We start from the raw sequence: 11,380 nt of genomic DNA, 5'->3' as shown, positions 1-11,380 counted from the left end.
CCCTCGCCCAGGGTGGGCGGGGCATGGGCGGCGGCTTTATCCAGTGGATCACGCATCGCACCGCCCTCGTGCTGTCAGTTGAAGACCACAGTCTTGTTGCCGTGCACCAGCACGCGGTCTTCCAGGTGATAACGCAGGCCACGGGCCAGCACCATCTTCTCGACGTCACGACCGAAACGCACCATGTCTTCGATGCTGTCGCTGTGGCTGACACGCACCACGTCCTGCTCGATGATCGGACCGGCGTCCAGCTCTTCGGTGACATAGTGGCAAGTCGCACCGATCAGCTTCACACCGCGCAAGGACGCCTGGTGATACGGCTTGGCGCCGACGAAGGACGGCAGGAAGCTGTGGTGGATGTTGATGACCTGCTGGGCATATTCCTGGCACAACTGCGGCGGCAGGATCTGCATGTAGCGCGCCAGCACCACGACATCGGCACGGTGTTCCTTGACCAGACGCGACACTTCGGCGAACGCCGGCTGTTTGTCTTTCGGATCGACCGGGACGTGGAAAAACGGAATGCCGTGCCACTCGACCATGCTGCGCAGGTCGTTGTGGTTGGAAATCACGCAGGGAATATCGTAGTCCAGCTCATTGCTGTGCCAGCGGTGCAGCAGGTCGGCCAGGCAGTGGGATTCGCGGCTGGCCATCAGCACGACACGTTTCTTCTGGTCGGTGTCGGTGATGCGCCAGGTCATCGAGAACTCTTCGGCGATTGGCGCGAACGCCTCGCGGAAACCTTCGATATCGAATGGCAGGGTATCGGCACGGATTTCGTGACGCATGAAGAACCAGCCGCTCAGGTCATCGGAGTGATGGCTCGCTTCGTTGATCCAGCCATTGTGGGACGCCAGGAAATTACTGACTTTGGCGACGATGCCGACACGGTCGGGACAAGCGATCACCAGCCGATAGGTACGCATGCAGGGGGCTCCAGAAACTCGCAAAGGCGCACATTCTAACGATTGCCCGGCAAAACAACAGTAGTGATGTGACGTCCGGGCGCCATCCACGGCACGCCCGAAGACAGGGCACAACATCACCCGGAAACGACCGTTGCATTAAAAAGTTGGGTAGTTGCCGCCGCGAACATTTGTAAATTTCTATCTCTACAATCTGCTGTGGCAAACAAACATTGAAATCCCCTCGCACTTGTATGTTTACTTGGTCACATTGTCTGACTATTATTGCCCCACTGTTTATCCCGAACTACCTAATCCAAGGAATGCCGCATGTCCCTGATCAACGAGTATCGCGCGACTGAAGAAGCCATCAAAGAACTGCAAGCCCGTCTGAAGAATCTGTCTGAAGACGACAAGCTGCAGAAAGAACTGGAATTCGAAAAGGACCTGCGCAACCTGATGGGGGCCCACGGCAAATCCCTGCGTGACATCATTGCCCTGCTGGATCCGGAAGCCAAACTGAACAAGGCACCTCGTGGCGCCGCGGCAAAACCAGCCGGCACCAAGCGCGCGCGCAAGGTCAAGCAATACAAGAACCCGCACAACGGTGAAGTCATCGAAACCAAAGGCGGCAACCACAAAACGCTGAAAGAGTGGAAAGCCAAATGGGGTGGTGATGTTGTTGAAGGCTGGGCAACCCTGCTGGGTTAATTCCCGGGTCCTGCCTTGCGGATTCATGAAAGACGCCAGCATTGCTGGCGTTTTTATTTACCTCTCCTTTACAAATCTTATAGCGCCAATCGTTGTTTCAACGTTTGCGCGTGGCTACGCCACTCCTCCAGCAATACTCGTTTCGCCCCGTCAGCATCCCCTAACGCCTGCGCCAAAGCGGATTCGAACGCCGCCAGCGTGTGCGGTGCGCCCATCGCTTCATTCGTCAGGCGCTGCCGGCAGAATTCACGCCACTGCAACTGCTCTTGTTCACTAAGGGTCGACGGAAAGTTCCTAGCCCTATATCGGAACAACAACTCGGACAACCGCGAGTCATCGAACATCCAGCGCTCACCCGCCAATTGTTGTGGGTCGACACTGCGCACCTGCTCGCACAAACGTCGATCACGGTCACCAAAGAATCCGTCATATAGCTGTTGTTCCGGGTCTTCACTGGCGGCGAACTCAGTAGCGGAATAAATTGACGCCAATTTATCCTCCCACTGCGTTTTCGCGGCAATCAGCTGTTCACTCCGCTGTAGCAAGTCAGACATATCCAGCCCTAAACGCTGCTGATCTTCAGCGCGCAATACCTTCAATGGTGCCAGCACCGGGCAACGATTGACGTGCACCAACTTGAGGGGAACTGACAGTTGTCCGTCAGGCATTTCCTCACGCCGCGTGTATAAACGCTGACGCAATACTTCGGAATCCTCCGTCAGCAGCGGCTCAATGCTTTGATGAAGATCACAAACAATCAGTGCGTTGCGATTAGCCGGGTGCCAGCCCAGCGGCAGCACCACCCCCAGATAATTACGCGCGGCCGAGAAGCGTCCGGAAATATGTACCAGGGGCTGCAACAGGCGAATCTGGTCGAGAACTTTCTGTTTACTGCGCAGGGCAAACAACCAGTCGTAGAGGCGCGGTTGTTTCTGCCGGATCAAACGGGCCAGAGCGATGGTGGCACGCACATCCGAGAGCGCTTCGTGCGCCTGGCCATGTTCGATGCCATTGGCCGCGCTGAGCAACTCCAGGCGCAGGCTGACCTTGCCGTCCACCTCGGGCCATTGAAAACCTTCCGGGCGCAGGGCATAGGCGGCGCGCACCGTATCAATGAGGTCCCAGCGGGTATTGCCGCCCTGCCACTCACGGGCGTAGGGGTCGAAGAAGTTGCGATAAAGGCTGTAGCGCGTCACTTCATCGTCAAAGCGCAGGGTGTTGTAGCCCGCGCCACAGGTACCTGGCCGGGACAGCTCGGCATGCACCCGGGTCATGAAGTCGGCTTCGGCCAAACCGTCCCTGGCCAGTTGCGCCGGACTGATACCGGTGATCAGGCACGCGGCCGGGTGCGGAAGGATATCGTCGCTGGGCTGGCAGAAGAGATTGACCGGAGCCTCGATCTCGTTGAGGTCCAGATCGGTACGCACGCCTGCGACCTGCAAGGGCCGGTCGCAGCGTGGATTGATTCCGGTGGTTTCGTAGTCGTGCCAGAAAATGGAGCTCACGGCGGGCCTCGTCCTGAACGGGGAAATCGCCGAAGTCTAACTCAAGCCGACGCGTTCAACGGGCGGAAACTGAAGTAGCCGCGCAAGGCTTCCACCAACTGCTCGTACTCCCGCGGCGCCTGCAACAACATGAAACCGGAATCGTAGAAGCCAGGACTTTCGTCTTCGTGGCACCACAGACAACTGGCCGTGAGGTTGACCCGCTGGACCCCGTCGGTGCGGCTCGGGATCCTGAGTTGCAGTTCGAAGTCCGGACCAACCAGCAGTGGCAGGTTGCTGATCAGCATCAGGCCGTCTTCCGAAGCATTGCCCAGGTAACCGATGGGCTGATCCGTGAAGCGGTTGAATACCTTGAGGAAACAGGGGAGCAGGTGACGCTCTATTCGGCGCTCTGTATGCATGGCGAGGATCGCAATGGATGACCCTTTGAGCAGGGTCGCGCTAGTGCCGCTCTTGTACAGATGTGAACTCTTTGTACACAGTCTGTTTCAATCAGAGTAGCGCAGACTGGTACAAAGGTTCCACAGCAAAAATGCCCCGGCGCGTTATCAGCGAAGAGGCGTCACGCCCACCGGATGGGTCACCGCCGCTTCACCGGCGCGGTAGTGCCCCAACTGCTCCAGGGTCTCCAGACGCGCGCGGGCGCGGTAGGCGTATTCGTTCTGCGGGTACTGCTGAATGATGAACTGGTAAGTCTGCGCCGCGTCGACGAACAGCTTTTGTCGCTCCAGGCACTGGCCACGCAGCATCGAGGCTTCCGGGTGAATGAACGGACGCGCGCGACTGGTCCGGTCGACCTGCGACAGCTCCAGCATGACGCGCTCGCAATCGCCCCGGTCGTAAGCCCGGTAGGCGTTGTTCAGATGATGGTCCATGGACCAGCGGGTGCAACCGACGACGCTGGTCGCCAGCGCCAGGATGATCAGGGCTCGCATGGGGGTTCTCCTTTGCTGAGCACTATATCGGCGTTTTCCTACAAATCTATAGCCGTTGTCAGGTTTGACTGCAGTGGCCCGACAACGCCCGCGATGGCCGTTCAAACGCCACCCACACCCCTCCCAAGGTAGTGCAAAGGAACAATGACTACAGCGTTTTTCAGGAGTAGCCTTTCGCTGCGCTTCACTACAGGAGTCTGTGCATGACCATCCGCCGTACCAAAATCGTCGCCACCCTTGGCCCCGCCAGCAATTCACCGGAAGTGATCGAACAACTGATCCTTGCCGGCCTGGATGTCGCCCGCCTGAACTTCTCTCACGGCACCCCGGACGAGCACAAGGCTCGCGCCGTGCTGATCCGTGAAATCGCCGCTCGCCACGGCCGCCATGTGGCGCTGCTGGGCGACCTGCAAGGTCCGAAGATCCGTATCGCCAAGTTCGCCAACAAGCGTATCGAACTGAAGGTCGGTGACCGCTTCACCTTCTCCACCGCACACCCGCTGACTGCCGGTACCCAGGAAATCGTCGGCATCGACTATCCGGATCTGGTCAAGGACTGCGGCGTCGGCGACGAACTGCTGCTCGATGACGGCCGCGTGGTCATGCGCGTCGAGACCGCCACCGAAGATTCGCTGCACTGCGTGGTACTGATCGGCGGCCCGCTGTCGGACCACAAAGGCATCAACCGCAAGGGTGGCGGCCTGACCGCGCCGGCCCTGACCGAGAAAGACAAGGCCGACATCAAGCTGGCTGCGGAAATGGACGTGGACTACCTGGCCGTTTCCTTCCCGCGCGATGCGTCCGACATGGAATACGCCCGTCGCCTGCGTGACGAGTCCGGCGGTACCGCCTGGCTGGTGGCCAAGATCGAACGTGCCGAAGCCGTGGCCGACGACGAGACCCTCGACGGCCTGATCCGCGCCAGTGACGCGGTGATGGTTGCCCGTGGTGACCTGGGTGTGGAAATCGGCGACGCCGAGCTGGTGGGCATCCAGAAGAAAATCATTCTGCACTCGCGCCGCCACAACAAGGCTGTGATCGTTGCGACCCAGATGATGGAGTCGATGATCCAGAACCCGATGCCGACCCGCGCGGAAGTGTCCGACGTCTCCAACGCCGTGCTGGACTACACCGACGCCGTCATGCTGTCCGCGGAAAGTGCTGCCGGCCTCTACCCGCTGGAAGCGGTGCAGGCCATGGCGCGGATCTGCCTCGGCGCTGAAAAGCACCCGACCAGCAAGACCTCCAGCCACCGCATGGGCACCCAGTTCAGCCGCTGCGACGAAAGCATCGCGCTGGCCGCCATGTACACCGCCAACCACTTCCCGGGCGTGAAGGCGATCATCGCCTTGACCGAGAGTGGCTACACCCCGCTGATCATGTCGCGGATCCGTTCCTCGATCCCGATCTTCGCCTTCTCTCCGCACCGCGAGACCCAGGCCCGCGTGGCGATGTTCCGTGGTGTCTACACCGTGCCGTTCGACCCGGCCGCACTGGCGCCGGAGCAGGTCAGCCAAGCAGCAGTGGACGAGTTGCTGAAGCGTGGCGTGGTCAAGCAGGGTGACTGGGTGATCCTGACCAAGGGCGACAGCTACCACACCATCGGTGGCACCAACGGCATGAAGATCCTGCACGTCGGTGACCCGCTGGTTTGATCTGGCTGCTGTAAATGAAAACGCCCGGCCTTAGGCCGGGCGTTTTTGTTTATGGCCAGTGGGGCTCGAAAATCACGCATGCCCGACAAACAGATCCGAATACACCTGATTCCTCGGCACCCCCGCCAGAAACAACCGCCGCGAAAACTGCTCCACACTCCCCGGCGCCCCGCACACCAGCGCCACGGTCTGCCGCGACTGCACCTTCAATGAGGCCAGGGCCGCCGGCAGTTCATCCGGCGTCACCAGCTCCACCTGCACCTGCGGGTGCCGCGCCGCCCTCTCCTGCAATGCCGACGCCAAATAATGGCTGTCCCGGTCCCGCGCCAAGTGCAACAGGCGAATCGGCCCACGGTGCTCCTGACGCAACGCCTCGCGCAAAATGCCCCACAACGGCGCCAGGCCGGTGCCCGCCGCTAGCAGCCAGAGCGGCCGCTCCTGCCAGTCCGGGTCGTAATGCAGCGCGCCGGCACGCAGTTCACCCAGGCGCAGTTCCGTGCCCACCGAAAACGCCCGCGCCGAGCTACAGAACGCGCCGGGATGACGGCAATCGATATGAAACTCCAGGAACGGATCCTCGCCCGGAACGCTGGCCAGCGAGTAAGGCCGGGCCACGCCCTCGGCATTCCACAGCAGCAGATGCTGGCCCGCCTGATAACGCAGGCCGTTCAACGGTTGAAGGCGCAAGCGCAGCACTTCGCCGCCCAGCCAGTCGGCAGCCAGCACCCGCGCCGGCTGACCGTCGCGGTGCGGATCGAACAGCGCCACGCGCAGGTCCGTCTCGACCCGACACTGGCAGGACAACCGCCAGCCCGCGTCCCGCTGTGCCAGGCTCAGCGCCTCGGGGCTCGCGTCCGCCGGCTCACCGTCGAGACAGCGCACCAGACAAGCATGGCAACTGCCAGCGCGGCAGCTATAAGGCACGGCACAACCCGCCTCATTGAGGGCGTCGAGCAGGTTGCTGCCAACCGCCACCGACCAGTGGCGCTCGCCTACACGCAGTTCGGGCATTGCTGTTCATCTCCAGGGAATATTCTTGGGCCAATCTAGGCCTGTTACTCACGTCAGGCCAGCGCTCGTAGCAAAACCAGCAAGATCGATGCCGGGCGATAACCGACCATGGTTGGACCACTGGCGCGTGTACCAAAAGCCGAGCCGCGCTATACTGCCGCGCCTTTTTTGCGTCGGACATTTTGTCGCGGCGTATCTGAAAAGTCGTTTCGACAACTCGGCCTGTCCGCGTCGGAATACCTTATTGAATGTTCCCGTGTTTAAGAGGAGCGCGCTGCATGACCGTGATCAAGCAAGACGACCTGATTCAGAGCGTCGCCGATGCCCTGCAATTCATTTCGTACTACCACCCCGTTGATTTCATCCAGGCGATGCACGAAGCCTATCTGCGTGAAGAGTCGCCCGCTGCGCGCGATTCCATTGCCCAGATCCTGATCAACTCGCGCATGTGCGCCACCGGCCACCGCCCGATCTGCCAGGACACCGGTATCGTCACCGTGTTCGTCCGCGTCGGCATGGATGTGAGCTGGAACGGCGCCACCATGAGCGTCGACGACATGATCAACGAAGGCGTGCGCCGCGCCTACAACCTGCCGGAAAACGTCCTGCGCGCCTCGATCCTGGCCGACCCGGCCGGTGCACGCAAGAACACCAAGGACAACACCCCGGCGGTCATCCACTACTCCATCGTCCCGGGTAACACCGTGGAAGTGGACGTGGCGGCCAAAGGCGGCGGCTCCGAAAACAAGTCGAAAATGGCCATGCTCAACCCGTCCGACTCGATCGTCGACTGGGTGCTGAAGACCGTTCCGACCATGGGCGCCGGCTGGTGCCCACCTGGCATGCTCGGCATCGGCATCGGCGGCACCGCCGAGAAAGCTGCGGTCATGGCCAAGGAAGTGTTGATGGAATCCATCGACATCCACGAACTGAAAGCCCGTGGCCCGCAGAACCGCATCGAGGAAATCCGCCTCGAGCTGTTCGACAAGGTCAACCAGCTGGGTATCGGTGCCCAGGGCCTCGGCGGCCTGACCACCGTGCTCGACGTGAAGATCATGGACTACCCGACCCACGCAGCGTCCCTGCCGGTCTGCATGATCCCGAACTGCGCCGCCACCCGTCACGCCCACTTCGTCCTCGACGGTTCGGGCCCTGCCGAGCTGGAAGCGCCGTCGCTGGACGCCTACCCGGAAATCGTCTGGGAAGCGGGTCCTTCGGCGCGTCGCGTCAACCTCGACACCCTGACCCCGGAAGACGTGCAGAGCTGGAAGCCGGGCGAGACCGTCCTGCTCAACGGCAAGATGCTCACCGGCCGCGATGCCGCGCACAAGCGCATGGTCGAAATGCTCAACCGTGGCGAAGAGCTGCCGGTCGATCTGAAAGGTCGCTTCATCTACTACGTCGGCCCGGTCGATCCAGTGCGTGAAGAAGTCGTCGGCCCAGCCGGTCCGACCACCGCGACCCGTATGGACAAGTTCACTCGCCAGATCCTCGAGCAGACCGGCCTGCTGGGCATGATCGGCAAGTCCGAGCGTGGTCCGACCGCGATCGACGCGATCAAGGACAACAAGGCCGTTTACCTGATGGCCGTCGGCGGCGCTGCGTACCTCGTGGCTCAAGCGATCAAGAAATCCCAGGTGCTGGCGTTCGCCGAACTGGGCATGGAAGCGATCTACGAGTTCGAGGTCAAGGACATGCCGGTGACTGTCGCGGTCGACAGCAAAGGTGAGTCGGTGCACATCACCGGCCCTGCGATCTGGCAGAGCAAGATTGCCGAAAGCCTGGCGGTAGAAGTGAAATAAAGCTGCGAGCTTGAAGCGGTAAGTTTCAAGTGAAAGGCAAAAGCGGTGGGGTTTTCCCTGCCGCTTTTTTTATGGGTTTGGGTGCTGTGGGCTTATCCATTTGATGTGGCGAGGCTTCCGGCCCCTTCCGCCTCTACGGCGGCCTACTTTTCTGCTTGGGAAAAGTAGGCAAAACCGCTCGCTCCCGCATCCGGCCCTACGCTGCGCTCCGGGTCCCCTCCTGAAGTCGCGAAGTTACGGGCGGCGCCTGGGCTGACGCATCTTCGAAATTACAGCTTGGTGAAACCACCGATTTGCTCTTTTTTGCTCTTGATCTTCGTGCGCGCAAGTTCAGACGCCACAAGGTGCGACGTCAGGAGGCCGAGTGGAGGTGTCTGAAGGGGCAGGTGCGCAGCACCCTTCGGCGTTAGCCGAAGACGCGAGATGTAGACTTGCTTGCAAGTCGTAGGCCGCGTGGCCCCGCAAGACACCGGAGGGAGGGGACCCGGAGCGCAGCGTAGGGCCGGATGCAGGAGCGAGCGGTTTTCGTCTATTTTGCCAAGACAAAATGGACCCGCCGTAGAGGCGGAAGGGGCCGGCAGCCTCGCCAAATCGAACGGATAAGCTCACAGCACCAAATCCCAAGCCAGCCCGACCCGACCCGACCCGACCCGACCCGACCCGACCCCAAAGATCATCGCCCCCACCACTCCGTGAAGAACCTTTTTCTGCCCGGATTTCAGCGAGCCACAGCCTTGAGCGGGATCGGCTCGGCGCTGCGCCGCTGGCTCAGGTAACGGATGCAACTGACCCGCAGAAACGACGCGAAATTCACCACCTCACCGCGGTACTCCATCACCTCGTCATAGAGCTTGGTGATTAGCTGGTTGGTGGTCATCCCGTCGACCTCGGCGATTTCCCGCAATACATCCCAGAACTGGTTTTCCAGGCGCAGCGTGGTCACCACCCCGCGAATGCGTAGCGAGCGGCTGCGCGATTCATAGAGGATCGGATCGGCTTTGACGTAGAGCTCGCACATGGGCCCTCCTTTTACAGGGTGATGCGGGTGCCGAGCAGGCCCAGGAACGCCGCCAGCCACGCTGGATGCGCAGGCCATGCCGGCGCGGTCGCGAGGTTGCCCTCGACGTGGGCCTGCGTCACTTCGATATCGATATAGCGCCCGCCCGCCAGCTTCACTTCCGGGGCGCACGCCGGGTAGGCGCTGCATTCGCGGCCTTCCAGCACCCCCGCCGCGGCCAGGAGTTGCGCGCCATGGCACACCGCGGCGATCGGCTTGCCGGCCTGGTCGATGGCTTTCACCAGCGCCAGCACGTCTTCGTTCAGGCGCAGGTATTCCGGGGCTCGGCCGCCGGGGATCACCAGCGCGTCGTAATCCTCGGCCTTCACCTTGGCAAAGTCGAAATTGAGGCCGAAGTTGTGCCCAGGCTTTTCGCTGTAGGTCTGGTCGCCTTCAAAGTCATGGATCGCGGTACGCACCGACTGCCCCGCCTGCTTGCCCGGACACACTGCATGCACGGTGTGACCGATCATCTGCAGCGCCTGGAACGGCACCATGACTTCGTAGTCTTCGACGTAGTCGCCCACCAACATCAGAATCTTCTTGGCCGCCATTTCTCGATCTCCTTCGTGTGCAGGGGAAAAGATACCCAGACACGTTAGACCCAGCCGGACACTCGCGGGTAATAGGTCGCTACTACGTCAGTCGCGGCGATCCAGCAAATTGACCACCACCCGGTCCAGCCAGCCCCACACCCGCTGTTGCAGGCGACGCCACAAGGGCCGGGCGCGCCAGTCATCGAGGTCGATCTCCACGCTCTGGCTGAAATCGCGGATAAAGCTCTCGGCCACCGCTGCGGTCAGCGCCGGGTCGATCGCTTCGACGTTGGCCTCAAGGTTGAAGCGCAGGTTCCAGTGGTCGAAGTTGCATGAGCCGATGCTCACCCAGTCGTCCACCAGCACCATTTTCAGGTGCAGGAAACACGGCTGGAATTCGAAGATTTTCACCCCGGCGCGCAGCAGGCGCGGGTAATAGCGATGGCCGGCATAGCGCACCGACGGATGATCGGTGCGAGGCCCGGTGAGCAGCAGGCGCACGTCAACGCCCAGCGAGGCGGCGCGGCGCAGGGAACGGCGGACTTTCCAGGTCGGCAAAAAGTACGGGGTCGCCAGCCAGATTCGCCGCTTGCCGCTGTTCAATGCGCGCACCAGCGACTGCAGGATGTCGCGGTGTTGCCGGGCGTCGGCATAGGCAACCCGGCCCATGCCCTCGCCGCTGGCCGGTATTCGCGGTAAACGGGGCAGGCCGAAATGGGTCGGCGGGCGCCAGGCGACGCGACGTGGGTTGGCACGCCACTGGCGGTCGAAGAGCATCTGCCAGTCGGTCACCAGCGGCCCCCGTATTTCCACCATCACCTCATGCCATTCGCTGACATCGTTGCCGGGATGCCAGAACTCATCGGTGACGCCAGTACCGCCGACCCAGGCGATGCTCTGGTCCACCAGCAGAATCTTGCGGTGATCGCGATAGAGGTTTCGCACGCCACGGCGCCAGCGCAGGCGGTTGTACCAGCGCAACTCGACGCCCGCCGCTTGCAAACGCTGGCGCAAACCCAGGGTGAAGGCCATGGAGCCATAGTCATCGAACAGGCAACGCACCTGCACGCCGCGCTCGGCGGCGCTGACCAGGGCCTGAACCATGGCGTCCGCGCAAGCGCCCGCCTCCACCAGGTACAGCTCCAGATCTACCTGGAGTTCGGCCCGGGCGATGGCGGTGAGCATGTTCGGGAAAAAGGCCGGACCGTCGATCAGCAGTTCGAATTGATTGCCGGAACGCCAGGGAAAGACCGGCCCGGCCAT

11 protein-coding genes are annotated in these 11,380 nt (G+C 61.6%); 3 read left to right on the top strand and 8 right to left on the bottom strand.

Features of this window, described 5'->3' with window-relative positions:
* Nucleotides 1-74: 74 nt before the first annotated feature.
* Nucleotides 75-926, bottom strand: a complete 852-nt coding sequence (purU, locus tag NTD82_RS07450) for a formyltetrahydrofolate deformylase (protein WP_095154754.1) — start codon at nucleotides 924-926, stop codon at nucleotides 75-77.
* Nucleotides 927-1,235: 309 nt separating this feature from the next.
* Here purU and mvaT point away from each other — a divergent pair, with 309 nt between their 5' ends.
* On the top strand, nucleotides 1,236-1,616 hold the full coding sequence (mvaT, locus tag NTD82_RS07445) for a histone-like nucleoid-structuring protein MvaT (RefSeq protein WP_095154753.1): 381 nt from the start codon (nucleotides 1,236-1,238) through the stop codon (nucleotides 1,614-1,616).
* A gap of 77 nt (nucleotides 1,617-1,693) precedes the next feature.
* On the opposite strand, the gene sbcB is transcribed toward mvaT, so the two are convergent.
* The 3 genes from sbcB to NTD82_RS07430 all read right to left on the bottom strand — a co-directional run bounded on the left by sbcB (nucleotide 1,694) and on the right by NTD82_RS07430 (nucleotide 4,056).
* Nucleotides 1,694-3,121: an exodeoxyribonuclease I gene (gene sbcB / locus NTD82_RS07440; protein ID WP_262128225.1), complete on the bottom strand. Its 1,428-nt coding sequence runs from the start codon at nucleotides 3,119-3,121 to the stop codon at nucleotides 1,694-1,696.
* Nucleotides 3,122-3,162: 41 nt separating this feature from the next.
* Complete coding sequence (locus tag NTD82_RS07435) at nucleotides 3,163-3,522, bottom strand: PilZ domain-containing protein (RefSeq protein WP_095154751.1); 360 nt, start codon at nucleotides 3,520-3,522, stop codon at nucleotides 3,163-3,165.
* Nucleotides 3,523-3,669: 147 nt separating this feature from the next.
* Complete coding sequence (locus tag NTD82_RS07430; RefSeq protein ID WP_095154750.1) at nucleotides 3,670-4,056, bottom strand: hypothetical protein; 387 nt, start codon at nucleotides 4,054-4,056, stop codon at nucleotides 3,670-3,672.
* A 203-nt stretch (nucleotides 4,057-4,259) separates the two neighbouring features.
* On the opposite strand from NTD82_RS07430, the gene pyk reads away from it, so the two are divergent.
* Nucleotides 4,260-5,711, top strand: a complete 1,452-nt coding sequence (gene pyk / locus NTD82_RS07425; protein WP_095154749.1) for a pyruvate kinase — start codon at nucleotides 4,260-4,262, stop codon at nucleotides 5,709-5,711.
* Between the two features lie 72 nt (nucleotides 5,712-5,783).
* Here pyk and NTD82_RS07420 read toward each other — a convergent pair whose 3' ends face one another.
* Entirely contained in the window at nucleotides 5,784-6,722 is a 939-nt protein-coding gene (locus tag NTD82_RS07420; RefSeq protein WP_262128224.1) for an iron-sulfur-binding ferredoxin reductase, read from the bottom strand.
* 278 nt (nucleotides 6,723-7,000) lie between these two features.
* Here NTD82_RS07420 and NTD82_RS07415 point away from each other — a divergent pair, with 278 nt between their 5' ends.
* Nucleotides 7,001-8,524, top strand: coding sequence for a fumarate hydratase (locus NTD82_RS07415; protein WP_095154747.1), 1,524 nt, complete (start codon nucleotides 7,001-7,003; stop codon nucleotides 8,522-8,524).
* 718 nt (nucleotides 8,525-9,242) lie between these two features.
* Here the strand turns inward: NTD82_RS07415 and NTD82_RS07410 are convergent.
* From NTD82_RS07410 to NTD82_RS07400, 3 genes are all read right to left on the bottom strand, one after another.
* A complete protein-coding gene (locus NTD82_RS07410; protein WP_095154746.1) occupies nucleotides 9,243-9,542 on the bottom strand; it encodes a ribbon-helix-helix domain-containing protein in 300 nt (99 codons plus the stop codon).
* Between the two features lie 11 nt (nucleotides 9,543-9,553).
* Nucleotides 9,554-10,135, bottom strand: a complete 582-nt coding sequence (locus NTD82_RS07405) for a DJ-1/PfpI family protein (RefSeq protein WP_095154745.1) — start codon at nucleotides 10,133-10,135, stop codon at nucleotides 9,554-9,556.
* Between the two features lie 87 nt (nucleotides 10,136-10,222).
* Nucleotides 10,223-11,380: a phospholipase D-like domain-containing protein gene (locus tag NTD82_RS07400; protein ID WP_262128223.1), complete on the bottom strand. Its 1,158-nt coding sequence runs from the start codon at nucleotides 11,378-11,380 to the stop codon at nucleotides 10,223-10,225.

Origin of the sequence: Pseudomonas sp. 5P_5.1_Bac1 (assembly GCF_025466015.1) — a bacterium.
Taxonomy (GTDB): domain Bacteria; phylum Pseudomonadota; class Gammaproteobacteria; order Pseudomonadales; family Pseudomonadaceae; genus Aquipseudomonas.
Note: the sequence above shows the minus strand (reverse complement) of the source record. Positions and strands in the feature narration are given on the sequence as shown.